Genomic DNA, 21,472 nt, shown 5'->3' with positions numbered 1-21,472 from the left:
TCGAAACCAAAAAGCTTACTCAGCTTCTTGCACTTCCGTTTCTTCAACTTCCGGACGGTCGAGCAGTTCGACCAGTGCCATCGGCGCGTTGTCACCGACGCGGAAGCCGAACTTCAGCACGCGCAGGTAACCGCCCGGACGGTTTGCGTAGCGCGGGCCGAGCACGTCGAACAGCTTCGTGACCGAGTCACGGTCGCGCAGGCGGTTGAAAGCCAGACGACGGTTTGCGAGCGACGGCTTCTTGCCGAGCGTGATCAACGGCTCGACGACTTTACGGAGTTCCTTCGCCTTCGGCAGGGTGGTCTTGATGACTTCGTGCTCGATCAGCGAGTTGGACATGTTACGGAGCATTGCCAGACGGTGGCTGCTCGTGCGGTTCAGTTTCCGCAGACCATGACGGTGACGCATGTTAATTCCTTCAGTTCAAAGTTTTGGTCCAGCTCTTCTATCGCACTCGTTCTGCAGCATTGGCAGCACACAGTGAGCGCACGGGCCGGTAGTTAAAAAAGACAAGACGCGGATTTTAAAGGAAAATCCGCGTCTTTGCCAGTCTAGTGCAGCAGTGCAATTCGCGGGTTACACCCGACCGAGTTGTCCGCTTACTTGTCGAGACCTGCCGGCGGCCAGTTCTCGAGCTTCATGCCGAGCGTCAGTCCGCGCGATGCCAGAACTTCCTTGATCTCATTCAGCGACTTGCGACCCAGATTCGGAGTCTTGAGCAGCTCGTTCTCGGTACGCTGGATCAGGTCGCCGATGTAGTAGATGTTCTCGGCCTTCAGGCAGTTCGCGGAACGAACCGTCAGTTCCAGATCGTCGACCGGGCGCAGCAGGATCGGATCGATCTGCGGTGCGCGCGACGGCGCTTCCGCCGCTGCTTCGGTGCCTTCCAGCGCCGCGAAGACCGACAGCTGATCGACCAGAATGCGCGCCGATTGGCGGATCGCTTCTTCCGGCGAAATCACACCGTTGGTTTCGATGTTCATCACGAGCTTGTCGAGGTCGGTGCGCTGCTCGACGCGAGCGCTTTCGACCGCGTAGCTCACGCGACGAACCGGCGAAAACGACGCGTCCAGCACGATTCGGCCGATGATCTTGGCCGACTCTTCACCGTAGCGACGCACATTGCCCGGCACATAGCCGCGGCCCTTTTCAATCTTAATCTGCACGTCGAGCTTGCCACCCTTCGACAGATGCGCAATCACGTGATCCGGATTGATTACTTCACAATCGTGTGCGAGTTCGATATCGCCGGCGGTAACCACGCCTTCGCCTTCCTTGCGCAGCGTAACCGTCACTTCGTCACGGTTATGCAGCTTGAAGACGACGCCCTTCAGGTTCAACAACAGGTTGACCACATCCTCTTGCACACCGTCGAGCGTCGAGTACTCGTGCACGACGCCTGCAATCGTCACCTCGGTCGGGGCATAGCCAACCATCGACGACAACAGCACGCGCCGAAGCGCGTTACCCAAGGTGTGGCCATAACCGCGTTCAAACGGTTCCATGACCACTTTCGCGTGGCTCTCGCCAAGCGATTCAACTGCAATGATCTTGGGCTTCAACAAACTGGTTTGCATAGGTTTTCCTTTTCAATACCCTCGGCTCGTTACACCGATAAGGCTGACCGGTAACAACCTGAAAATAAACAGCCGAGACGCCCCCTTGCGCAACGCAATCAGGGCGCCCCGGCCGTCAATCCGATTACCGCGAATACAATTCGACGATCAGGCTTTCGTTGATGTCGCCAGCGATGTCGCTGCGTTCCGGTTTCTGCTTGAAGGTACCTTCGAACTTCTTCGCGTCGACCGCAACCCAGCTCGGCATGCCGCCTTGTTCAGCGAGCGACAACGCCTCGATGATGCGAGCCTGCTTGCGCTTCTGTTCGCGCACGGCGACGACGTCGCCAGCCTTGACTTGCATCGACGGGATGTTCGTCACGACGCCGTTCACCGTGATCGCCTTGTGGCCGACCAGCTGACGTGCTTCAGCACGCGTCGAGCCGAAGCCCATCCGATACACGACGTTGTCCAGACGCGACTCGAGCAGTTGCAGCAGGTTTTCACCCGTGTTGCCCTTCAGACGGTCTGCTTCAGCGAAGTAGCGACGGAACTGGCGCTCGAGGACACCGTAGATACGCTTTACTTTTTGCTTCTCGCGCAGCTGCGTGCCATAGTCGGACGTACGCGCGCCCGAGGTACGGCCGTGCTGGCCGGGCTTGCTGTCCAGCTTGCACTTGTCAGCGAGCGAGCGGCGTGCGCTCTTCAGGAAGAGGTCAGTGCCTTCACGGCGGGACAGCTTGGCCTTGGGGCCGATATAACGTGCCACGTTGATTCCTTCTGTGATTTATCACGCGAATGCTTCCACTCGCGCTAGTCCGAACCCTTTGGTTCGAACGGTGGGCTTAGTCATTTAAATAATGCGCGCAGCCCGCCGCCGCGCAAGGCGGCAACAGGCGCTCGCGAAACCGTCGTCTTAGATACGACGACGCTTCGGCGGACGGCAGCCGTTGTGCGGGACCGGCGTCACGTCGGAGATCGCGGTGATCTTGATCCCAAGACCATGCAACGCGCGCACCGCCGATTCGCGGCCAGGACCGGGGCCCTTGATCCGCACTTCGAGGTTCTTCACGCCGTATTCCATCGCCACGCGGCCAGCCGATTCAGCTGCGACCTGAGCTGCAAAAGGAGTCGACTTACGCGAACCCTTGAAGCCCTGACCACCCGACGTTGCCCAGGCAAGCGCGTTGCCTTGACGGTCGGTGATCGTGATGATGGTGTTGTTGAACGACGCGTGAACGTGAACCACGCCCTCGGCGACGTTCTTCTTGACCTTCTTGCGAACGCGTTGCGCCGCGGAGTTGTTCGAAGCCTTAGCCATTACGTTTTCCTGTAACTGTCAGTTCCGCTTACTTCTTCAGCGATTGCGCTGCACGACGCGGACCCTTGCGCGTACGGGCATTCGTACGCGTACGCTGGCCGCGCAGGGGTAGACCCTTACGATGCCGCACGCCACGATAGCAGCCGAGATCCATCAGGCGCTTGATGTTCATCGTCGTTTCACGGCGCAGATCGCCTTCAACGATGAACTTGCCGACTTCTTCACGCAGCTTTTCGAGGTCTGCGTCAGTCAGGTCTTTGACCTTCTTCGAAAATGCCACACCAGCAGCGACGCAAATGTCGCGCGAGCGCGTGCGACCGATACCGTAAATAGCCGTCAGGCCGATTTCAGTATGCTGGTGATTCGGGATGTTAACCCCTGCGATACGAGCCATTGTTTTTCCTCAAACAAAAAGCGCAAGCAAAAGCGCGGCGTTCAGCCTTGACGCTGTTTGTGGCGCGGATCAGAGCTGCAAATCACGCGCACAACGCCTTTGCGCTTGATGATCTTGCAATTGCGGCAAATGCGCTTAACCGATGCCATCACTTTCATGATATTACCCTTTTTTCAAATCACTTCGCCCGGAACACGATCCGCGCACGCGACAGATCGTAAGGCGTCAATTCAACCGTCACCTTGTCGCCCGGCAGGATTCGGATGTAGTGCATCCGCATCTTGCCGGATATGTGTCCCAACACGACATGGCCGTTTTCCAGCTTCACCCTGAAGGTAGCGTTAGGCAGGTTCTCAATTACTTCGCCCTGCATCTGGATCACATCGTCTTTGGCCATAAGTCCTTTCAACGCATCGGGACGCCGCCGCCTTTGAAATTAGCTTTCTTCAGCAGCGATTCATACTGTTGCGACATAACGTACGACTGCACCTGCGCCATGAAATCCATTGTGACGACGACAATGATCAGCAGCGACGTTCCACCAAAATAAAACGGCACGTTCCAGCGCAGCACCAGAAATTCGGGCAGCAGGCAAACGAACACGATGTAGATCGCACCGGCCAGCGTGAGACGCGTAAGGATGCGGTCGATATATCGCGCCGTTTGATCGCCCGGGCGGATGCCAGGGACGAAAGCGCCACTCTTTTTCAGGTTGTCGGCCGTTTCCCTGCTGTTGAACACCAATGCGGTGTAGAAGAAGCAGAAGAAAACGATCGCCAACGCGTACAGCAACACGTACACGGGTTGACCGGGCTTCAGGGCTTCGGCCACATTGTGCAACGTGTCTGCGAACCAGCTGGTACGCGAGCCCGAACTGAACCAGTTCAGGATAGTTGCCGGGAAGAGAATGATCGACGATGCGAAGATCGGCGGAATCACGCCCGACATGTTCAGCTTCAGCGGCAAATGAGAAGACTGGCCGCCGTAAATCTTGTTGCCTACCTGCCGCTTTGCGTAATTCACAAGAATCTTGCGCTGGCCGCGTTCGATGAACACCACCAGATACGTCACAGCCGCAATCAGCGCGACGACGATAATCGCCGAGATGATACTCATCGAGCCAGTTCGCACTAGTTCAAAGAGACCACCGATTGCGTTCGGGAAGCCCGCCGCAATACCGCCAAAAATGATGATCGAGATACCATTGCCAAGCCCGCGCTCCGTGATTTGCTCACCCAGCCACATCAGGAACATCGTGCCGGTCACAAGCGTCACGACCGTCGTCAACCGGAATACCATCCCCGGATCGATCACGAGGCCAGGCTGATTTTCCAGCGCCACGGCAATACCGAACGCCTGAAATGTCGCCAGCACGACCGTGAAGATCCGCGTGTATTGCGTAATCTTCCGCTGACCTGCCTGCCCTTCCTTTTTCAGCGCTTCGAGTTGCGGCGAGACAATCGCCAGCAACTGCATGATGATCGACGCCGAAATGTACGGCATGATCCCCAACGCGAAAATGGTGAACCGCGAAAGTGCGCCACCCGAGAACATGTTAAACATGCCAAGGATGCCGCCCGACTGGCTTTGGAACAGCTTCGCCAGTTGGTCCGGGTCAATACCCGGCACCGGAATATGCGCGCCGATGCGGTAGACGACCAGCGCCAGCAGCAGGAACACTGCTCGCCGACGCAGATCGCCAAACTTCGCCGCGCTGCGACCGGGTTTTGCGAGACTCGGGCTGTTAGCCAAGTACCTTCTCCGATGCAAATGCTAGTGACGGCAAATAACTTGCGCGTTACTCGGCAAACGAGCCACCGGCTGCTTCGATGGCAGCGCGTGCGCTCTTCGTCGCACCCAGACCCTTCACAACGACCTTGCGCTTGAGCTCGCCCGTCCCGATGATCTTGGCGCTACGGATCAGTTCGCCGACCAGGCCGGCTTGCTTGAGAGCCAGCAGATCGATTTCGTCGACCGGCAGCTTCTCCAGATCCGAGAGACGCACTTCACCGACGAATTCCTTCGTCAGCGAGGTGAAGCCACGCTTCGGCAGGCGACGTTGCAGTGGCATTTGACCGCCTTCGAAGCCAACCTTGTGAAAGCCGCCCGAACGCGACTTCTGACCCTTGTGACCACGGCCAGCGGTCTTGCCGAGGCCGGAGCCGATGCCGCGACCAACGCGACGCTTTGCGTGCTTCGCGCCTTCAGCCGGCTTCAGGTTATTCAATTCCATTATCAACTCCTTGAGTCCTGGTCAGCCGCTTAGCTGATGACCTTAACGAGGTACGAAACCTTGTTGATCATGCCGCGCACAGCCGGCGTATCCTGCAACTCGCTAACCGAGTTGAGTCGGCGCAGGCCCAAGCCACGCACCGTTGCGCGGTGCGATTCACGGGTGCCGATCAGGCTCTTGACGAGCAGGACCTTGACAGTTTTATCAGACATGGTGTCCACCTTTAGCCCAGAATTTCTTCGACGGACTTGCCGCGCTTCGCAGCGATGTCGGCCGGCGTGGACTGCTTGCGCAGGCCGTCGAGCGTCGCACGAACGAGGTTATACGGGTTCGTCGAACCGTGGCTCTTGGCCACGACGTTCTGCACGCCCATCACGTCGAACACTGCGCGCATCGGACCGCCAGCGATCACGCCGGTACCGTCCTTCGCCGGAGCGAGGAGAACCGTGGATGCGCCGTGCTTACCATGCACTTCGTGTTGCAGGGTACCGTTCTTCAGCGGCACCTTGAACATGTTGCGGCGAGCCTGTTCCATCGCCTTCTGGACAGCGACCGGCACTTCCTTCGCCTTGCCCTTGCCCATACCGACGCGGCCATCACCGTCGCCAACCACGGTCAGTGCAGCGAAGCCGAGAATACGGCCACCCTTCACGACCTTGGTCACGCGGTTGACCGAAATCATCTTTTCACGAAGGCCGTCGTCGCGTTCGTCAGCCTGAACTTTAGCTTGCATCTTTGCCATGACGAATTCTTCCCTTAGAACTTGAGTCCGGCTTCGCGCGCCGCATCAGCCAGCGCTTTCACGCGGCCGTGGTAACGGAAACCCGAACGGTCGAAGGCGACGGATTCGATGCCGGCAGCCTTAGCCTTTTCTGCAATGCGCTTGCCGATCAGGGTTGCAGCAGCAACGTTGCCGCCCTTGCCCGATTGATCGGCCAGTTGCGCACGCACTTCGGCTTCGAGCGTCGACGCGCTGGCGAGCACCTTGGTGCCGCACGGCGAGAACACTTGCGCATAGATGTGCGTGTTCGTGCGATGCACGGCGAGACGCGCGACCTGCAGCTCAGCGATCTTGATACGCGTCTGACGAGCGCGGCGCAGGCGAGATTGAGTCTTATCCATGATTGCGCACCCTTACTTCTTCTTCGTTTCTTTGAGGATCACAACCTCATCGGCGTAACGCACGCCCTTGCCCTTATAAGGCTCCGGCGGACGGTAGCCGCGCACTTCTGCAGCGACTTGACCGACTTGTTGCTTGTTGATCCCCTTGATCACGATTTCGGTTTGCGACGGGGTTTCTGCCTTGACGCCAGTCGGCATCTGGTGCACCACCGGGTGCGAGAAACCCAGCGACAAGTTCAGCTTGTCGCCTTGCGCCTGTGCGCGATAACCGACGCCAACCAGCGTCAGCTTGCGCTCGAAACCCTTCGTCACGCCGTACACCATGTTCGCAACCAGTGCGCGCATCGTGCCCGACATCGCATTCGCTTCGCGGCTTTCGTCGACCGGCTCGAACTTCAGCGTGCCGTTGTCGTTCACCACTTTCACGAGACTGTTGGCAGCCTGCGAAATCGTACCCAGCGGACCCTTGACAGTGATGCTGTCGGCGCTCAGGGCCACTTCCGCGCCTTGCAGCGCGATCGGGCTCTTACCTACTCGAGACATGTTTCTCTCCTTTCGGCCTTAAGCGACGTAGCAGATGACTTCGCCGCCAACGCCCGTTGCACGTGCCTTGCGGTCCGTCATCACGCCCTTGGGCGTCGATACGATTGCCACGCCCAGGCCATTCATGACCACGGGGATGTCGTTACGGCCGCGGTACACACGCAGACCAGGCTTCGAGACGCGTTCGATGCGCTCGATGACCGGGCGGCCAGCGTAATACTTCAACACGATGTTCAATTCCGACTTCGCACCTTCGGACTTCACTGCGAAATCGTCGATATAACCTTCGTCCTTCAGGACCTGCGCAATCGCAACCTTGACTTTCGACGAGGGCATAGTCACCGAAACCTTCTCGACCATCTGCGCATTGCGGATGCGAGTCAGCATATCGGCGATAGGATCACTCATGCTCATTTATGTTTCTCCTATTACCAGCTCGCCTTGGTCAGGCCAGGGATCTCGCCGCGGAACGCGATTTCACGAATCTTGTTACGCGCCAGGCCGAATTTACGGAACGTGCCGCGCGGACGACCGGTAATTGCGCAACGGTTGCGCTTACGGGTCGGGTTAGAGTTGCGCGGCAGTTGCTGCAGTTCCAGACGTGCTGCGTAATGCTCTTCTTCCGACTTGCTCGTGTCGCCAATGATTGCCTTCAGTGCAGCACGCTTGGGAGCGTACTTGGCGGCGAGGCGAGCACGCTTCTTTTCACGTTCGATCAGTGCCAGTTTAGCCACGGTAACCTCAGTTTCTGAACGGGAACTTGAAGCTGGCGAGCAGAGCCTTTGCTTCGTCGTCAGTCTTCGCAGTCGTCGTGATGCTGATGTTCAGCCCACGCAGTGCGTCGATCTTGTCGTAATCGATTTCGGGGAAAATGATCTGCTCTTTCACACCGATGTTGTAGTTGCCGCGACCATCGAACGCCTTACCCGACACGCCACGGAAGTCGCGCACACGGGGGAGCGCAACCGTCACGAAACGGTCGAGGAATTCGTACATTGCCTGACCACGCAGCGTGACCATGGCGCCGATCGGATAGCCCTGACGGATCTTGAAGCCAGCAATTGCCTTGCGTGCCTTCGTGATCACCGGCTTCTGGCCTGCGATCTTCGTCAGATCGCCAACGGCGTTTTCGATGATCTTCTTATCGGCGACGGCTTCGCCAAGACCCATGTTGAGGGTGATCTTGGTGATGCGAGGCACTTCCATCACGGACTTGTAACCGAACTTCTCGATGAGGCCGGGTACAACCTTTTCTTTGTAAAACTCTTGCAAACGAGCCATTTTTTACTCCGCAGCGTCAGGCGCTCAGCACGGCACCGGTCGTCTTCAGGAAACGGACTTTCTTGTCTCCTTCGACCTTGATGCCTACACGCGATGGCTTGCCATTCGCGTCGACCAATGCGACGTTCGAAATTTGCAGCGGCATCGTCTTGGCTTCCACGCCGCCCGTCGTACCCTTCATCGGGTTCGGCTTGACGTGCTTCTTGACGAGATTGATGCCCTCGACGGTCACGGTCTCGCCGTGAACGGCCAGCACAACGCCACGCTTGCCCTTATCTTTGCCGGTGATGACGATAACTTCGTCACCCTTGCGAATCTTGTTCATCGCGACTCCTTACAGCACTTCAGGCGCCAGCGAAACGATCTTCATGAATCGTTCGCTACGCAACTCGCGCGTGACTGGCCCGAAAATACGGGTGCCGATCGGTTCGAGCTTGGTGTTGAGCAACACAGCTGCATTGCCGTCGAACTTGATCAGCGAGCCGTCCTGACGGCGCACGCCCTTGGCGGTGCGAACCACCACGGCGTTGTAGATTTCGCCTTTCTTCACGCGCCCGCGCGGCGTTGCCTCTTTGACAGTCACCTTGATGATGTCGCCAATGCTGGCATAACGACGCTTCGAGCCGCCGAGCACCTTGATGCACATGACTTCACGTGCACCCGTGTTGTCGGCCACTTCAAGCCGAGTTTCGGTCTGGATCATGGTTTATCTTTCCCAACTTAATCCGGTCACACCACCATGGTGCTTCCCGGTCAGTCTTGGTCCCGTCAGCCGATCGGCTGCTTGGGTTAGAACAGCAGCGACGGCAAACGAAACCCGCCATCGCAATCCGGTGAATCCTTCGGCACAGGCTGGCGCCCGGACCGCTTCCCCCACCAACTTCGCCCGCGACGGGGCTCCCATAAAGAGGGAAGACCGAGATTATATCAAATAATCCCGGTCTTGCAAGCGAAACTTACTGCGATTTCAACTACTTCTACAGCTTTGCGACATTAGATGACGCGAGCAGCCTCGACCAGGCGAGCCACAACCCAAGCCTTCGTCTTCGAAATCGGACGAGTTTCCTGGATTTCAACGAGGTCACCCTCGTTGTACGAGTTCGCATCGTCATGCGCGTGGTACTTCTTCGAACGCACGACGTACTTGCCATAGATCGGGTGCTTCACGCGGTGCTCGACCAGCACGGTAACCGTCTTGTCCATCTTGTTGCTGACGACCTTGCCGACCAGCGTCCGCTTGAGCGAGGTTTTTACGCTATCGTTCATTTCTGGTTCGCCTTCTCAGTCAGGACGGTCCGCACACGTGCGATGTCGCGACGAACCTTCTTCAGTTGGCTCGTGTTCGTGAGCTGCTGGGTCGCGAGTTGCATGCGCAGGCCGAATTGCGCCTTCAACAGGTCCGACAGCTCCTTGTTGAGCGCGGCCTGATCTTTCTGGTGAAGTTCGGAAGCCTTCATCATTTGCTCCTTAGGCGCCGAGCTGACGTACGATAAACGTCGTCTTCAGCGGCAGCTTGGCTGCAGCCAGACGGAACGCTTCGCGCGCCAGTTCTTCGGTTACGCCGTCCATTTCGTACAGCATCTTGCCCGGTTGAATCTCAGCGACGTAGTATTCCGGGTTACCCTTACCGTTACCCATACGCACTTCCGCCGGCTTGGTCGAGATCGGCTTGTCCGGGAAGATCCGGATCCAGATGCGGCCACCGCGCTTGATGTGACGCGTCATTGCACGACGCGCCGCTTCAATCTGGCGCGCGGTCAGACGGCCGCGACCGACAGCCTTCAGGCCGAACTCACCGAACGACACCGCGTTGCCGCGGGTAGCAACGCCGGTGTTACGACCTTTCTGCTCTTTGCGATACTTTCTGCGTTTCGGTTGCAGCATCGTTATTCTCCAGTCTTCCCGTCGCCGCCGGCACCGCCAGTACGACGAGGAGCGCCACGGCGTGCACCTGCCGGGCCACCACCTTCACCATCACGACGCGGACGGCGATCGCCACCCGGACGTGCGTTGCGGCGCGGACGCTTTTCTTCAGCGACTTCTTCGACCACCGGTGCGTCATTGCGGCCGAGCGTATCGCCCTTATAGACCCACACCTTCACGCCGATGATGCCGTACGTCGTCTTTGCTTCCGACGTTGCGTAGTCGATATCTGCACGCAGCGTGTGAAGCGGCACGCGACCTTCGCGATACCATTCCGTGCGAGCGATTTCGATACCGTTCAGACGGCCTGCGCTCATGATCTTGATGCCTTGAGCACCCAGACGCATCGCGTTCTGCATCGCACGCTTCATCGCGCGACGGAACATGATCCGGCGCTCGAGCTGCTGCGTGATCGAATCAGCGATCAGTTGCGCGTCGGTTTCCGGCTTGCGAATTTCTTCAATGTTGACGTGAACCGGAACGCCCATGCGCTTTTGCAGCTCGGACTTCAGCAGTTCGATGTCTTCACCCTTCTTACCGATCACGACACCCGGACGCGAGCTGAAAATCGTGATACGCGCGTTCTTTGCGGGACGCTCGATCACAACGCGGCCGACGGACGCGTTCTTCAGCTTCTTCTTCAGGTATTCACGAACACCGATGTCTTCCTGCAACATCGCCGCGAAATTGTTGTTGTTCGCGTACCAACGCGAAGCCCAATTGCGGCTGACGGCCAAACGGAAGCCAGTCGGATGAATTTTCTGTCCCATCGTATGACCCCTTAATTCCCGACCGTCACAGTGATGTGACAGGATTGCTTCTCGATGCGGTTACCACGGCCCTTGGCGCGCGCGGTAAAACGCTTCAGCGACGCTGCCTTGTCGACGTAGATGCTCGTGATCTTGAGCTCGTCGATATCGGCGCCTTCGTTGTGCTCCGCATTCGCGATCGCCGACAGCACGACCTTTTTCACGATTCCCGCAGCCTTCTTCGGCGAGAACGTCAGAACGTTCAGCGCCTTGTCGACCGGCAAACCGCGGATCTGGTCAGCCACAAGGCGCGTTTTTTGCGCCGAGATGCGGGCACCGCGATGAATTGCTTTCACTTCCATCTTGATTGCCCCTTATTTCTTGGCCTTCTTGTCGGCCGCGTGACCCTTGAACGTACGGGTCAGTGCGAACTCGCCAAGCTTGTGGCCGACCATGTTTTCCGTGACATACACCGGAACGTGTTGACGGCCGTTGTGCACGGCGATCGTCAGGCCGATGAAGTCCGGCAGGATCGTCGAGCGACGCGACCAAGTCTTGATCGGTTTCTTGTCACGCGATGCTGCAGCCGCCTCAACCTTCTTCAGCAAATGGGCGTCGCAGAACGGACCTTTCTTAATAGAACGTGCCATTGCCTACTCCTTAACGCTTGTGACGGCGCTGGACGATCATGCTCGTCGTGCGCTTGTTGCTGCGGGTGCGATAGCCCTTCGTCGGCGTGCCCCACGGGCTCACCGGATCGCGGCCTGCCGCAGTCTTGCCTTCGCCACCACCGTGCGGGTGGTCGACCGGGTTCATTGCAACGCCACGCACGGTCGGGCGGATGCCGCGCCAGCGGTTCGCGCCAGCCTTACCGATTTGACGGAGGCTGTGCTCTTCGTTGCCCACTTCACCGATCGTCGCGCGGCATTCAACGTGCACGCGGCGGATTTCGCCCGAACGCAGACGAACCTGCGCGTAGACGCCTTCGCGAGCCAGCAGCATCGCCGACGTGCCAGCCGAACGCGCCATTTGCGCGCCCTTGCCCGGCAGCATTTCGATGCAGTGAATGGTCGTACCGACCGGAATGTTGCGGATCGGCAGCGTGTTACCTGCGCGGATCGGTGCTTCCGAACCCGACATCAGTTGCTGACCGACGGTGACACCCTTCGGAGCGATGATGTAGCGGCGCTCGCCGTCCGCGTACAGAACCAGCGCGATGTTCGCGCTACGGTTCGGGTCGTACTCAAGACGCTCGACCTTTGCCGGAATACCATCCTTCGTGCGACGGAAGTCGACGACACGATAGTGATGCTTGTGACCACCACCCTTGTGACGCGTGGTGATGTGCCCGTTGTTGTTACGGCCGGCAGTCGACGACTGCGTGTCGAGCAGTGCCGCAAACGGCTTGCCCTTGTGCAGTTCTTTGTTGACCACCTTGACCATCGCGCGGCGGCCCGGCGAAGTCGGCTTAACTTTCACGATTGCCATGATTACTTGGCCTCCGCTTCAAAGTTGATTTCCTGGCCGGGCTTCAGGCAGACATACGCCTTCTTCACGTCCTTGCGCTTGCCCATGAAGCGACCAAAGCGCTTGGCTTTGCCCTTCGCGACCAGCACATTGACGGAATCAACTTCCACCTTGAACAGCAGCTCGACTGCAGCTTTCACTTCCTGCTTCGTGGCATCCGGCGCGACTTCGAACACTACCTGCTCGTTCTTGTCGGCAACCAGCGTCGCCTTTTCGGAGACCACCGGCGCGAGCAGGACCTGCATCAAACGATGATCGTTCTTGCGAATCTCGCTCATGACAGCAACTCCTCGATCTGGGCGACCGCAGCCTTCGTGATCAGGACCTTCTTGAAGTAGATCAGCGACAGCGGGTCGGCGTAACGCGGCTCGACAACCGCCACGTGGGCGAGGTTGCGCGACGCGAGGTACAGGTTTTCGTCAACCGTGTCGGTAATCACCAGCACGGAGTCGAGACCCATCGCCTTGAATTTTTCGGCCAGCAGCTTCGTCTTCGGCGCTTCGAGCGTCAGCTCGTCGACCACCGAAATGCGGCCTTCGCGGGCCAGCTGCGAGAAGATCGAGCAGAGACCTGCGCGATGCATCTTCTTGTTGACCTTGTGCGAAAAGTTTTCTTCCGGCGAATTCGGGAAGATACGGCCACCGCCGCGCCACAGCGGGCTCGACGACATACCGGCACGAGCCCGGCCCGTACCCTTCTGGCGCCACGGCTTCTTGGTCGTGTGCTTGACCTGCTCACGATCCTTCTGCGCGCGATTGCCGCTACGTGCATTCGCCTGGTACGCAACCACCACCTGGTGAATCAGGGCTTCGTTGTAATCGCGGCCGAACACGACGTCCGACGCGCTAACGCCCGCACCTTCCTGACCATTGGCATTCAGGAGCTTAAGTTCCATTATTTCGCTCCTTTCACGGCACGCGTCTTCACGGCCGGCGTAACGAATACCTTGCCACCCTTCGCACCCGGAACGGCGCCCTTGACCAGCAGCAGCTTGCGGTCAGCGTCGATACGAGCGATTTCGAGGTTTTGCACCGTTACCTTCTCATCACCCATATGACCGGTCATGCGCTTACCCGGGAAAACACGACCCGGATCCTGCGCCATACCGATCGAGCCCGGCACGTTGTGCGAGCGCGAGTTACCGTGCGATGCACGGCCAGACGAGAAGTTGTAACGCTTGATGGTACCGGCGTAGCCCTTACCGATCGACACACCTTGCACGTCGACCTTCTGGCCCACTTCGAACAACTCGGGACCAACCACAGTGCCGTTCGACAGTTCGGCAGCCTTAGCGGCATCGACCTGGAATTCTTTGAGGATTTCGCCGGCTTGAACGCCAGCTTTGGCGAGATGACCTGCCAACGGCTTCGTCACGCGCGATGCACGGCGCGTACCGAAGGCAACCTGCACGGCGGTGTAGCCGTCGGTTTCAACAGTCTTGATCTGCGTCACGCGGTTGTCGGACACGTCCAGCACGGTGACGGGAATCGAATCCCCTTCAGCCGTGAAGATACGGGTCATGCCAACCTTGCGACCTACGAGTCCAAGGCTCATCGTTTTCTCCATTCCCGACTGCGATTGGTCGGGGCTAATTTACAAAATGTCGGCGCCGTTTCGGACATGAGACCATGCTGCGGCACGCCGACTTTTTACGCAAATGCGCGAAAAGCTCACTAGTATAGCGAGCCTTTTCGTTTTCCGCAAGCAATCAAAGACTTAGCGGTGTCCGGATCGCCGGACAACGGCTGAGGCCTTATTGCAGCTTGATTTCAACGTCCACGCCAGCCGGCAGATCAAGCTTCATGAGCGCGTCAACGGTCTTGTCCGTTGGGTCGACGATGTCCATCAGACGCTGGTGCGTGCGGATTTCGAGCTGATCGCGCGACGTCTTGTTGACGTGCGGCGAACGCAGGATGTCGAAGCGTTGAATGCGGGTCGGCAGGGGCACCGGGCCACGAACGATTGCGCCAGTCCGCTTTGCCGTGTCGACGATTTCAGCTGCCGATTGATCGATCAGGCGATAGTCGAAAGCCTTCAGGCGAATGCGGATTTTCTGGTTCTGCATGACAAATTCCTTAGAAAGAGCGAGGCGGTATTGCACCGCCGAATAGAAAAAGAACGTAGGCTCGGGCGCTGGCGGAGAGCGAGCGCCCGAGCCCGGGCGCTAGATACTGCTACAGCACTCTACGATTTTACTCGATGATCTTTGCGACGACACCAGCGCCGACCGTACGGCCACCTTCGCGGATTGCGAAGCGGAGACCTTCTTCCATCGCGATCGGGTTGATCAGCTTCACCGTGATCGACACGTTGTCGCCCGGCATCACCATTTCCTTGTCCTTCGGCAGCTCGATCGAGCCCGTCACGTCGGTCGTACGGAAGTAGAACTGCGGACGGTAGTTGTTGAAGAACGGCGTGTGGCGGCCGCCTTCGTCCTTGCTGAGCACGTACACTTCAGCCGTGAAGTGGGTGTGCGGGTTGATCGAACCCGGCTTGGCCAGAACCTGACCACGCTCCACGTCTTCACGCTTCGTGCCGCGCAGCAGGATACCAACGTTGTCGCCGGCCTGACCCTGGTCGAGCAGCTTGCGGAACATTTCCACGCCCGTGCAGGTCGTCTTGGCCGTTGCCCGGATACCGACGATCTCGATTTCCTCGCCGACCTTGATCACGCCACGCTCGACGCGGCCCGTCACCACCGTGCCACGACCCGAGATCGAGAACACGTCTTCCACCGGCATCAGGAACGAACCGTCAACCGCGCGCTCCGGCGTCGGGATGTACGTGTCCAGCGCGTCGGCCAGGTTCATGATCGCCACTTCGCCCAGCTCGCCCTTGTCGCCTTCCAGCGCCAGCTTGGCCGAACCCTTGATGATCGGCGTGTCGTCGCCCGGGAAGTCGTACTTCGACAGAAGTTCGCGCACTTCCATCTCGACGAGCTCCAGCAGCTCGGCGTCGTCCACCATGTCGCACTTGTTCAGGAACACGATGATGTACGGAACGCCAACCTGACGCGCCAGCAGGATGTGCTCACGCGTTTGCGGCATCGGGCCGTCAGCAGCCGAGCACACCAGGATCGCGCCGTCCATCTGTGCCGCGCCCGTGATCATGTTCTTCACGTAGTCAGCGTGGCCCGGGCAGTCGACGTGTGCGTAGTGGCGGTTAGCCGTTTCGTACTCGACGTGCGCGGTATTGATGGTAATGCCACGTGCCTTTTCTTCCGGCGCCGCGTCGATCTGGTCGTAGGCCTTCGCCTCGCCGCCAAACTTCTGCGTCAGAACCGTCGTGATCGCTGCCGTCAGCGTGGTCTTGCCGTGGTCAACGTGACCGATCGTGCCCACGTTCACGTGCGGCTTGGTCCGTTCGAATTTACCTTTAGCCATGTTTCTCTTCTTTCAGTAAGTTAATCGTTGAATGACTTTGCCGCGCGATTACTTCGACTTCGCGTTGATGATCGCTTCCGACACGTTACGCGGAGCTTCAGCGTAGTGCTTGAACTCCATCGTGTACGTTGCACGACCCTGCGTCAGCGAACGCAGCGACGTCGAGTAGCCGAACATTTCCGACAGCGGCACTTCGGCGCGAACGATCTTGCCGCCACCAACCATGTCTTCCATGCCCTGAACGATACCGCGACGGCCCGACAGGTCGCCCATCACGTTGCCCATGTAATCTTCCGGCGTTTCGACTTCTACAGCCATCATCGGTTCGAGGATGACCGGGCTTGCCTTACGCATTGCTTCCTTGAACGCCATCGAACCGGCCATGCGGAACGCATTTTCGTTCGAGTCAACGTCGTGATACGAACCGAACGTCAGGTGAACCTTAACGTCAACGACCGGGAAGCCTGCCAGCACGCCAGCCTTCAGCGTTTCCTGGATACCCTTGTCGACTGCCGGAATGTATTCGCGCGGAATCACGCCGCCCTTGATCTCGTCGAGGAATTCGTAACCCTTGCCTTGTTCGTTCGGCTCGAGCGTGATGACTGCGTGACCGTACTGACCGCGGCCGCCCGACTGCTTGACGAACTTGCCGTCAACGTCAGCCGCCGTGCTGCGGATCGTTTCGCGGTAAGCCACCTGCGGCTTGCCGACGGTCGCTTCCACGCCGAATTCACGCTTCATCCGGTCGACCAGAATTTCGAGGTGCAGTTCGCCCATACCCGAAATGATCGTTTGACCCGATTCTTCGTCCGTCTGAACGCGGAACGACGGATCTTCCTGAGCCAGGCGGTTCAGTGCCAGACCCATCTTTTCCTGGTCAGCCTTGGTCTTCGGCTCGACAGCCTGCGAAATCACCGGCTCCGGGAAAATCATGCGTTCGAGCACGATCGGGTTCTGCGGATCGCACAGCGTGTCGCCCGTGGTCGCCTCTTTCAGGCCGACCGCAGCAGCGATGTCGCCAGCGCGCACTTCCTTGATTTCTTCGCGCTGGTTCGCGTGCATCTGCAGAATACGACCCAGACGTTCCTTCTTGTCTTTGGTCGCGTTCAGCACCGTGTCGCCCGAATTGACGACGCCCGAGTACACACGGAAGAAGATCAGCTGGCCGACGAACGGGTCGGTCATGATCTTGAATGCCAGTGCCGAGAACTTTTCGTCGTCGGCCGCGCGGCGCTCAGCCTTTTCACCGTTTTCCAGTTCGCCGGTAACCGGCGGAATGTCGATCGGCGACGGCAGGAAGTCGAGCACGGCGTCCAGCATGCGCTGCACACCCTTGTTCTTGAACGCGGTGCCGCACAGCATCGGCTGGATTTCACAAGCGATCGTACGGTCGCGCAGACCTTTGATGATTTCCTCTTCGGTCAGCTCACCTGACTCGAGGTACTTGTTCATCATGTCTTCGTTCGCCTCAGCCGCAGCCTCGACCATCTTTTCACGCCATTCGTTGCACGTGTCGACGAGTTCTGCCGGGATGTCTTCGTACGAGAACTTGGTGCCTTGGGACGCGTCGTCCCAAATGATCGCCTTCATCTTCAACAGATCGACGACGCCCGTGAAGTTCTCTTCCGCGCCAATAGGCACGACGACCGGAACGGGGTTCGCCTTAAGACGCAGCTTGAGCTGGTCGTAGACCTTGAAGAAGTTCGCGCCGGTACGGTCCATCTTGTTGATGAACGCGAGACGGGGGACCTTGTACTTGTTAGCCTGACGCCACACGGTTTCCGACTGGGGCTGCACGCCGCCCACAGCGCAGTACACCATGCACGCGCCATCGAGCACACGCATCGAGCGCTCGACTTCGATCGTGAAGTCGACGTGGCCCGGGGTGTCGATGATGTTGATACGGTGTTCGGCGCGGTCGCCCGCCATGCCCTTCCAGAATGCCGTGGTAGCAGCGGAAGTAATCGTGATGCCGCGTTCCTGTTCCTGCTCCATCCAGTCCATGGTGGCAGCGCCGTCGTGAACTTCACCAATCTTGTGGTTCACGCCCGTGTAGAACAGAATGCGCTCGGTCGTCGTCGTTTTGCCGGCGTCGATGTGAGCGCTAATACCGATGTTACGGTAGCGCTCGATAGGAGTCTTGCGAGCCACTTTGATCCTCTATTGGGATGACGCGATGCGTGAGATGCCCATCGCGCTGTAACACAAACGGGCGAGGCGCCTTTGAAGCGCACCCGCCCGGAATTTCTTTCCGCTTTTCCGCTAAACCCGGGGTCGGGAAAGCTTAGAAACGGAAGTGCGAGAACGCCTTGTTGGCTTCTGCCATCCGGTGAACTTCGTCGCGCTTCTTCATCGCGCCGCCACGGCCTTCGGCCGCTTCGGAGAGTTCACCTGCCAGACGCAGGGCCATCGACTTCTCGCTGCGCTTCTTCGCGGCTTCACGCAGCCAACGCATCGCCAATGCCATACGACGCGACGGGCGCACTTCGACCGGAACCTGATAGTTCGCACCACCAACGCGGCGGCTCTTCACTTCGACCACCGGCTTGACGTTGTTGAGCGCCACCGTGAACACTTCCAGCGGGTCCTTGCCACCCTTGGTCTGAATCTGTTCGAAAGCGCCGTACACGATACGCTCGGCAACCGACTTCTTGCCGGAGAGCATCAGCACGTTCATGAATTTTGCTACATCAACGTTGCCGAACTTCGGATCCGGCAACACTTCCCGCTTGGGGACTTCGCGACGACGCGGCATGTTTCTTCCTTTACTTTTTCAGTTGGAGCTGCTTGCAGCCCCGCGGCCACCAACTAACCCGATTCATCCGTAAGACTAACCAGCCTGGTCGGGTGACCACTTACTCGACAGCACCGGCGATTCCGGCACCATCGCTATTACCGCCTTTGCAGGCGACCTGAAACTACGATTGACCGACTAATTACTTGCCAGCCTTAGCACGCTTCGCACCATACTTCGAGCGAGCCTGCTTACGGTCCTTGACGCCCTGGGTATCCAGCGAGCCACGAACCATGTGGTAACGCACACCCGGCAAGTCCTTCACACGGCCGCCGCGAATCAGCACGACCGAGTGTTCCTGCAAGTTGTGGCCTTCACCACCGATGTACGAAATGACTTCGAAGCCATTCGTCAGACGAACCTTGGCGACCTTACGGAGTGCCGAGTTCGGCTTCTTCGGCGTCGTGGTGTACACACGGGTGCACACGCCGCGACGCTGGGGGCAGTCCTGCAAAGCCGGGCTCTTGCTCTTCGTCGTTTCCGACGTGCGGCCTTTGCGAACCAGTTGATTGATGGTTGGCATTGTTTATTCCTGAAATTGAACAAAATCGACGCATCTGTTTCCGGGCAAAGCGGAAACGCCTGCGCATCGAACTTCCGGTTGGCCTACCTACGCACGAACTGAAGCCGCGCGCACGCATCCCAAGAACCGGAACCTAGCATAATATTCCGAAAATACTAAGGGAGTCAACAGGTTGCGATGTTTCGCATCGCTGTCAATCCGGCGAAATAGCCAGATGGGGTCAGTCGGCCGCTACGACGTTCAGCAGTTCGTAACCGAAACGGTCGAGTTTACGGGCGCCCATGCCTGGAATCCCACGCAGATCTTCGATCGAATCGGGGCCGAGACGGGCAATTTCCGCAAGCGTCGCGTCATGGAAAATCACATAAGCCGGCACGCCGTCGCTCTTCGCGGTTTCGGTGCGCCACATGCGTAGACGCTCCCAGCGGGCCCGCTCGCGAGGGCCCATCCCAATGGTCGGATCGGCGCGTTCGCTCGTGCGCCCCGACGATTGACGCGTGCGTGTGGGCTTGACGTAGCGCCGCATCGTCACCTTCTGCTCGCCCTTGAGCACCGGCTTGCTCGCCTCCGTGAGCACGAGCGACCCGAAGCCCTCGTGGTCGACCGTCAGGTAGCCGAATGCGACTAGCTGACGGAAGATCGCACGCCATTCCGGCTCACCGAGTGCCGCGCCAATCCCAAACGTGGTCAGCTTCTCGTGCCCGCGCTGCAGGATTTTCTCGCTGCGGTTGCCGCGCAAAATGTCGATCAAGTGTCCGGCGCCGAAATGAAAGCCGCTCGCACGCTGCGCGCGAAACACGCACGACAGCGCCATCTGCGCCTCGCGCGTCGCATCCCAGGTCGGAGGCGGCTCGAGGCAGTTGTCGCAGTTTCCGCACGGTTGGCTCGTTTCGCCGAAGTACGCGAGCAGGCGCACCCGCCGGCAGGTCGCCGTTTCGCACAAACCGAGCAACGCATCGAGCTTGCCGGTCTGGACGCGCTTGTGGGCGTCATCGGCTTCGGATTCGTCGATCATCTTGCGCTGCTGCACGACGTCGCCGAGCCCGTAGGCCATCCACGCATTCGACGGTAGGCCGTCGCGGCCCGCCCGGCCGGTCTCCTGGTAGTACCCTTCCACGCTCTTTGGCAAATCCAGATGCGCGACGAACCGCACATCGGGTTTGTCGATGCCCATGCCGAACGCAATCGTCGCGCACATCACGATGCCTTCCTCGCGCTGGAACATTTCCTGATGCTTCTGGCGCACTTCGAATTCCATGCCGGCGTGGTATGGCAGCGCGCGCATGCCCTTTTCCTTCAACCACTCCGCGGTCTCCTCGACCTTGCGGCGCGACAGGCAATAGACGACGCCCGCGTCGGTCGTGCCGTCGGCCCTCGTGTGCTCGGCGCGGATGAAGTCGAGCAGCTGCGTGCGCGCGTTGTCTTTTTCAGCGATGCGATAGCGGATGTTCGGCCGATCGAAACTCGACACGAACACGCGCGCGTCCTCGAGCGCGAGACGGTGAATGATTTCGTCGCGCGTGATCGCGTCGGCGGTCGCCGTCAGCGCGATGCGCGGCACATTAGGAAAGCGCTCGTGCAGTACCGACAGCTGGATATATTCGGGCCGGAAATCGTGTCCCCATTGCGACACACAGTGCGCTTCGTCGATCGCGAAAAGGCCGATGCGCGTGCGCTCGAGCAGTTCCTGGAAGCGCGACGTCATCAGTCGCTCCGGAGCGACGTAGAGCAGATCGATGTCGCCGTCGCGAAGCGCCCGTTCGGTGGCCATCGCCTCCGAGCTCGACAGCGTCGAATTCAGATACGCGGCCCGCACGCCGACTTCGGTCAACGCGGCCACCTGATCCTGCATCAGCGCGATCAGCGGCGACACCACGATGCCGGTGCCAAAGCCGCGTTCGCGCCGCACTAGCGACGGAATCTGATAGCACAGCGATTTGCCGCCGCCCGTCGGCATCAGCACGAGGCAATCGCCGCCATCGGCGACGTGCTCGACAATTTCGCCCTGCTGCCCTCTGAACGCGGGATAACCAAAGACTTCGTTGAGGATTTCGAGCGGACGGGACATGTATTTGACAGAGACGGCGAAGGGAACGGCACGCAGGCGGTGAGACGAATTTTAC

34 protein-coding genes are annotated in these 21,472 nt (G+C 59.0%); all 34 read right to left on the bottom strand.

All coding sequences use genetic code 11. From position 1 onward, the window contains the following. Positions 1-15: 15 nt before the first annotated feature. Entirely contained in the window at positions 16-408 is a 393-nt protein-coding gene (rplQ, locus tag QFZ94_RS31815) for a 50S ribosomal protein L17 (protein WP_013090750.1), read from the bottom strand. A 191-nt stretch (positions 409-599) separates the two neighbouring features. Next, positions 600-1,577, bottom strand: a complete 978-nt coding sequence (locus QFZ94_RS31810) for a DNA-directed RNA polymerase subunit alpha (protein WP_040050462.1) — start codon at positions 1,575-1,577, stop codon at positions 600-602. 124 nt (positions 1,578-1,701) lie between these two features. Further along, entirely contained in the window at positions 1,702-2,325 is a 624-nt protein-coding gene (rpsD, locus tag QFZ94_RS31805; RefSeq protein WP_013090752.1) for a 30S ribosomal protein S4, read from the bottom strand. A 147-nt stretch (positions 2,326-2,472) separates the two neighbouring features. After that, the gene (rpsK, locus tag QFZ94_RS31800; protein WP_006052224.1) at positions 2,473-2,877 is read right to left on the bottom strand and encodes a 30S ribosomal protein S11; all 405 of its coding nucleotides are present in this window, start codon (positions 2,875-2,877) and stop codon (positions 2,473-2,475) included. Positions 2,878-2,905: 28 nt separating this feature from the next. Continuing rightward, the gene (gene rpsM / locus QFZ94_RS31795; RefSeq protein ID WP_008923332.1) at positions 2,906-3,271 is read right to left on the bottom strand and encodes a 30S ribosomal protein S13; all 366 of its coding nucleotides are present in this window, start codon (positions 3,269-3,271) and stop codon (positions 2,906-2,908) included. A 41-nt stretch (positions 3,272-3,312) separates the two neighbouring features. Next, positions 3,313-3,429 (bottom strand): 50S ribosomal protein L36, encoded by a 117-nt coding sequence (gene rpmJ / locus QFZ94_RS31790; RefSeq protein ID WP_004199844.1) that lies wholly within the window; start codon positions 3,427-3,429, stop codon positions 3,313-3,315. A 20-nt stretch (positions 3,430-3,449) separates the two neighbouring features. Continuing rightward, the gene (gene infA / locus QFZ94_RS31785) at positions 3,450-3,668 is read right to left on the bottom strand and encodes a translation initiation factor IF-1 (RefSeq protein ID WP_004521905.1); all 219 of its coding nucleotides are present in this window, start codon (positions 3,666-3,668) and stop codon (positions 3,450-3,452) included. Between the two features lie 8 nt (positions 3,669-3,676). Continuing rightward, complete coding sequence (gene secY, locus QFZ94_RS31780) at positions 3,677-5,023, bottom strand: preprotein translocase subunit SecY (protein WP_013090753.1); 1,347 nt, start codon at positions 5,021-5,023, stop codon at positions 3,677-3,679. A gap of 46 nt (positions 5,024-5,069) precedes the next feature. Then, positions 5,070-5,504, bottom strand: coding sequence for a 50S ribosomal protein L15 (gene rplO, locus QFZ94_RS31775; RefSeq protein ID WP_368584393.1), 435 nt, complete (start codon positions 5,502-5,504; stop codon positions 5,070-5,072). Between the two features lie 29 nt (positions 5,505-5,533). Continuing rightward, positions 5,534-5,716: a 50S ribosomal protein L30 gene (rpmD, locus tag QFZ94_RS31770; RefSeq protein WP_429461701.1), complete on the bottom strand. Its 183-nt coding sequence runs from the start codon at positions 5,714-5,716 to the stop codon at positions 5,534-5,536. Between the two features lie 11 nt (positions 5,717-5,727). Then, positions 5,728-6,246 carry a 30S ribosomal protein S5 gene (gene rpsE / locus QFZ94_RS31765; RefSeq protein ID WP_004197945.1) on the bottom strand — a complete coding sequence of 173 codons (519 nt, stop codon included), beginning with the start codon at positions 6,244-6,246 and terminating at the stop codon, positions 5,728-5,730. 14 nt (positions 6,247-6,260) lie between these two features. After that, positions 6,261-6,626: a 50S ribosomal protein L18 gene (gene rplR / locus QFZ94_RS31760; protein ID WP_008923336.1), complete on the bottom strand. Its 366-nt coding sequence runs from the start codon at positions 6,624-6,626 to the stop codon at positions 6,261-6,263. Positions 6,627-6,638: 12 nt separating this feature from the next. Further along, the gene (rplF, locus tag QFZ94_RS31755; protein WP_368584394.1) at positions 6,639-7,169 is read right to left on the bottom strand and encodes a 50S ribosomal protein L6; all 531 of its coding nucleotides are present in this window, start codon (positions 7,167-7,169) and stop codon (positions 6,639-6,641) included. A gap of 18 nt (positions 7,170-7,187) precedes the next feature. Further along, the gene (rpsH, locus tag QFZ94_RS31750) at positions 7,188-7,583 is read right to left on the bottom strand and encodes a 30S ribosomal protein S8 (RefSeq protein ID WP_006052216.1); all 396 of its coding nucleotides are present in this window, start codon (positions 7,581-7,583) and stop codon (positions 7,188-7,190) included. A 14-nt stretch (positions 7,584-7,597) separates the two neighbouring features. Next, entirely contained in the window at positions 7,598-7,903 is a 306-nt protein-coding gene (rpsN, locus tag QFZ94_RS31745) for a 30S ribosomal protein S14 (RefSeq protein ID WP_090802162.1), read from the bottom strand. A 7-nt stretch (positions 7,904-7,910) separates the two neighbouring features. Further along, positions 7,911-8,450 carry a 50S ribosomal protein L5 gene (rplE, locus tag QFZ94_RS31740; RefSeq protein WP_008923339.1) on the bottom strand — a complete coding sequence of 180 codons (540 nt, stop codon included), beginning with the start codon at positions 8,448-8,450 and terminating at the stop codon, positions 7,911-7,913. A gap of 16 nt (positions 8,451-8,466) precedes the next feature. Then, the gene (rplX, locus tag QFZ94_RS31735; RefSeq protein ID WP_008923340.1) at positions 8,467-8,775 is read right to left on the bottom strand and encodes a 50S ribosomal protein L24; all 309 of its coding nucleotides are present in this window, start codon (positions 8,773-8,775) and stop codon (positions 8,467-8,469) included. A 9-nt stretch (positions 8,776-8,784) separates the two neighbouring features. Beyond that, positions 8,785-9,153 (bottom strand): 50S ribosomal protein L14, encoded by a 369-nt coding sequence (gene rplN, locus QFZ94_RS31730; protein WP_006998478.1) that lies wholly within the window; start codon positions 9,151-9,153, stop codon positions 8,785-8,787. Between the two features lie 290 nt (positions 9,154-9,443). Beyond that, a complete protein-coding gene (gene rpsQ / locus QFZ94_RS31725; RefSeq protein WP_368584396.1) occupies positions 9,444-9,716 on the bottom strand; it encodes a 30S ribosomal protein S17 in 273 nt (90 codons plus the stop codon). After that, positions 9,713-9,907 carry a 50S ribosomal protein L29 gene (rpmC, locus tag QFZ94_RS31720; RefSeq protein WP_007180130.1) on the bottom strand — a complete coding sequence of 65 codons (195 nt, stop codon included), beginning with the start codon at positions 9,905-9,907 and terminating at the stop codon, positions 9,713-9,715. Before rpmC ends, rpsQ begins: the two co-directional genes overlap by 4 nt. Before the next feature lie 10 nt (positions 9,908-9,917). Next, a complete protein-coding gene (gene rplP / locus QFZ94_RS31715) occupies positions 9,918-10,334 on the bottom strand; it encodes a 50S ribosomal protein L16 (RefSeq protein WP_008923342.1) in 417 nt (138 codons plus the stop codon). A 2-nt stretch (positions 10,335-10,336) separates the two neighbouring features. Further along, the gene (gene rpsC / locus QFZ94_RS31710; RefSeq protein ID WP_008923343.1) at positions 10,337-11,143 is read right to left on the bottom strand and encodes a 30S ribosomal protein S3; all 807 of its coding nucleotides are present in this window, start codon (positions 11,141-11,143) and stop codon (positions 10,337-10,339) included. Positions 11,144-11,154: 11 nt separating this feature from the next. Beyond that, the gene (gene rplV / locus QFZ94_RS31705) at positions 11,155-11,484 is read right to left on the bottom strand and encodes a 50S ribosomal protein L22 (RefSeq protein WP_007730533.1); all 330 of its coding nucleotides are present in this window, start codon (positions 11,482-11,484) and stop codon (positions 11,155-11,157) included. A gap of 12 nt (positions 11,485-11,496) precedes the next feature. After that, positions 11,497-11,772 (bottom strand): 30S ribosomal protein S19, encoded by a 276-nt coding sequence (gene rpsS, locus QFZ94_RS31700; protein ID WP_006998484.1) that lies wholly within the window; start codon positions 11,770-11,772, stop codon positions 11,497-11,499. Between the two features lie 10 nt (positions 11,773-11,782). Continuing rightward, entirely contained in the window at positions 11,783-12,610 is an 828-nt protein-coding gene (gene rplB, locus QFZ94_RS31695) for a 50S ribosomal protein L2 (protein WP_008923344.1), read from the bottom strand. A 2-nt stretch (positions 12,611-12,612) separates the two neighbouring features. Next, a complete protein-coding gene (gene rplW, locus QFZ94_RS31690) occupies positions 12,613-12,927 on the bottom strand; it encodes a 50S ribosomal protein L23 (RefSeq protein WP_008923345.1) in 315 nt (104 codons plus the stop codon). Further along, positions 12,924-13,544: a 50S ribosomal protein L4 gene (gene rplD / locus QFZ94_RS31685; RefSeq protein ID WP_008923346.1), complete on the bottom strand. Its 621-nt coding sequence runs from the start codon at positions 13,542-13,544 to the stop codon at positions 12,924-12,926. Before rplD ends, rplW begins: the two co-directional genes overlap by 4 nt. After that, positions 13,544-14,203: a 50S ribosomal protein L3 gene (gene rplC / locus QFZ94_RS31680; RefSeq protein WP_368584403.1), complete on the bottom strand. Its 660-nt coding sequence runs from the start codon at positions 14,201-14,203 to the stop codon at positions 13,544-13,546. The genes rplD and rplC overlap by 1 nt, the downstream gene beginning before the upstream one ends. A 199-nt stretch (positions 14,204-14,402) precedes the next feature. Beyond that, a complete protein-coding gene (gene rpsJ / locus QFZ94_RS31675; RefSeq protein WP_006998489.1) occupies positions 14,403-14,714 on the bottom strand; it encodes a 30S ribosomal protein S10 in 312 nt (103 codons plus the stop codon). A 127-nt stretch (positions 14,715-14,841) separates the two neighbouring features. After that, the gene (gene tuf, locus QFZ94_RS31670) at positions 14,842-16,032 is read right to left on the bottom strand and encodes an elongation factor Tu (protein WP_013090760.1); all 1,191 of its coding nucleotides are present in this window, start codon (positions 16,030-16,032) and stop codon (positions 14,842-14,844) included. 48 nt (positions 16,033-16,080) lie between these two features. Next, complete coding sequence (gene fusA, locus QFZ94_RS31665; RefSeq protein WP_368587865.1) at positions 16,081-18,183, bottom strand: elongation factor G; 2,103 nt, start codon at positions 18,181-18,183, stop codon at positions 16,081-16,083. Positions 18,184-18,316: 133 nt separating this feature from the next. Beyond that, the gene (gene rpsG, locus QFZ94_RS31660; protein ID WP_006053291.1) at positions 18,317-18,787 is read right to left on the bottom strand and encodes a 30S ribosomal protein S7; all 471 of its coding nucleotides are present in this window, start codon (positions 18,785-18,787) and stop codon (positions 18,317-18,319) included. A 181-nt stretch (positions 18,788-18,968) separates the two neighbouring features. Further along, entirely contained in the window at positions 18,969-19,349 is a 381-nt protein-coding gene (gene rpsL / locus QFZ94_RS31655) for a 30S ribosomal protein S12 (protein WP_006053290.1), read from the bottom strand. Between the two features lie 220 nt (positions 19,350-19,569). Continuing rightward, positions 19,570-21,417: a DNA helicase RecQ gene (gene recQ / locus QFZ94_RS31650; protein WP_429461697.1), complete on the bottom strand. Its 1,848-nt coding sequence runs from the start codon at positions 21,415-21,417 to the stop codon at positions 19,570-19,572. Between the last annotated feature and the right edge of the window lie 55 nt (positions 21,418-21,472).

Origin of the sequence: Paraburkholderia sp. JPY465, assembly GCF_050436725.1 — a bacterium.
GTDB classification, from domain to species: Bacteria; Pseudomonadota; Gammaproteobacteria; order Burkholderiales; family Burkholderiaceae; genus Paraburkholderia; species Paraburkholderia youngii.
Note: the sequence above shows the minus strand (reverse complement) of the source record. Positions and strands in the feature narration are given on the sequence as shown.

Bases quoted from the DNA above. Each gene is read 5' to 3' on its own strand.
- rplQ (WP_013090750.1), bottom strand. From the start codon at position 408: ATGCGTCACCGTCATGGTCTGCGGAAACTGAACCGCACGAGCAGCCAC.
- QFZ94_RS31810 (WP_040050462.1), bottom strand. From the start codon at position 1,577: ATGCAAACCAGTTTGTTGAAGCCCAAGATCATTGCAGTTGAATCGCTT.
- rpsK (WP_006052224.1), bottom strand. From the start codon at position 2,877: ATGGCTAAGGCTTCGAACAACTCCGCGGCGCAACGCGTTCGCAAGAAG.
- rpsM (WP_008923332.1), bottom strand. From the start codon at position 3,271: ATGGCTCGTATCGCAGGGGTTAACATCCCGAATCACCAGCATACTGAA.
- rpmJ (WP_004199844.1), bottom strand. From the start codon at position 3,429: ATGAAAGTGATGGCATCGGTTAAGCGCATTTGCCGCAATTGCAAGATC.
- infA (WP_004521905.1), bottom strand. From the start codon at position 3,668: ATGGCCAAAGACGATGTGATCCAGATGCAGGGCGAAGTAATTGAGAAC.
- rplO (WP_368584393.1), bottom strand. From the start codon at position 5,504: ATGGAATTGAATAACCTGAAGCCGGCTGAAGGCGCGAAGCACGCAAAG.
- rpmD (WP_429461701.1), bottom strand. From the start codon at position 5,716: ATGTCTGATAAAACTGTCAAGGTCCTGCTCGTCAAGAGCCTGATCGGC.
- rpsE (WP_004197945.1), bottom strand. From the start codon at position 6,246: ATGGCAAAGATGCAAGCTAAAGTTCAGGCTGACGAACGCGACGACGGC.
- rplR (WP_008923336.1), bottom strand. From the start codon at position 6,626: ATGGATAAGACTCAATCTCGCCTGCGCCGCGCTCGTCAGACGCGTATC.
- rplF (WP_368584394.1), bottom strand. From the start codon at position 7,169: ATGTCTCGAGTAGGTAAGAGCCCGATCGCGCTGCAAGGCGCGGAAGTG.
- rpsH (WP_006052216.1), bottom strand. From the start codon at position 7,583: ATGAGCATGAGTGATCCTATCGCCGATATGCTGACTCGCATCCGCAAT.
- rplE (WP_008923339.1), bottom strand. From the start codon at position 8,450: ATGGCTCGTTTGCAAGAGTTTTACAAAGAAAAGGTTGTACCCGGCCTC.
- rplX (WP_008923340.1), bottom strand. From the start codon at position 8,775: ATGAACAAGATTCGCAAGGGTGACGAAGTTATCGTCATCACCGGCAAA.
- rplN (WP_006998478.1), bottom strand. From the start codon at position 9,153: ATGATCCAGACCGAAACTCGGCTTGAAGTGGCCGACAACACGGGTGCA.
- rpsQ (WP_368584396.1), bottom strand. From the start codon at position 9,716: ATGAACGATAGCGTAAAAACCTCGCTCAAGCGGACGCTGGTCGGCAAG.
- rpmC (WP_007180130.1), bottom strand. From the start codon at position 9,907: ATGAAGGCTTCCGAACTTCACCAGAAAGATCAGGCCGCGCTCAACAAG.
- rplP (WP_008923342.1), bottom strand. From the start codon at position 10,334: ATGCTGCAACCGAAACGCAGAAAGTATCGCAAAGAGCAGAAAGGTCGT.
- rpsC (WP_008923343.1), bottom strand. From the start codon at position 11,143: ATGGGACAGAAAATTCATCCGACTGGCTTCCGTTTGGCCGTCAGCCGC.
- rplV (WP_007730533.1), bottom strand. From the start codon at position 11,484: ATGGAAGTGAAAGCAATTCATCGCGGTGCCCGCATCTCGGCGCAAAAA.
- rpsS (WP_006998484.1), bottom strand. From the start codon at position 11,772: ATGGCACGTTCTATTAAGAAAGGTCCGTTCTGCGACGCCCATTTGCTG.
- rplB (WP_008923344.1), bottom strand. From the start codon at position 12,610: ATGGCAATCGTGAAAGTTAAGCCGACTTCGCCGGGCCGCCGCGCGATG.
- rplW (WP_008923345.1), bottom strand. From the start codon at position 12,927: ATGAGCGAGATTCGCAAGAACGATCATCGTTTGATGCAGGTCCTGCTC.
- rplD (WP_008923346.1), bottom strand. From the start codon at position 13,544: ATGGAACTTAAGCTCCTGAATGCCAATGGTCAGGAAGGTGCGGGCGTT.
- rplC (WP_368584403.1), bottom strand. From the start codon at position 14,203: ATGAGCCTTGGACTCGTAGGTCGCAAGGTTGGCATGACCCGTATCTTC.
- rpsJ (WP_006998489.1), bottom strand. From the start codon at position 14,714: ATGCAGAACCAGAAAATCCGCATTCGCCTGAAGGCTTTCGACTATCGC.
- tuf (WP_013090760.1), bottom strand. From the start codon at position 16,032: ATGGCTAAAGGTAAATTCGAACGGACCAAGCCGCACGTGAACGTGGGC.
- rpsG (WP_006053291.1), bottom strand. From the start codon at position 18,787: ATGCCGCGTCGTCGCGAAGTCCCCAAGCGGGAAGTGTTGCCGGATCCG.
- rpsL (WP_006053290.1), bottom strand. From the start codon at position 19,349: ATGCCAACCATCAATCAACTGGTTCGCAAAGGCCGCACGTCGGAAACG.
- recQ (WP_429461697.1), bottom strand. From the start codon at position 21,417: ATGTCCCGTCCGCTCGAAATCCTCAACGAAGTCTTTGGTTATCCCGCG.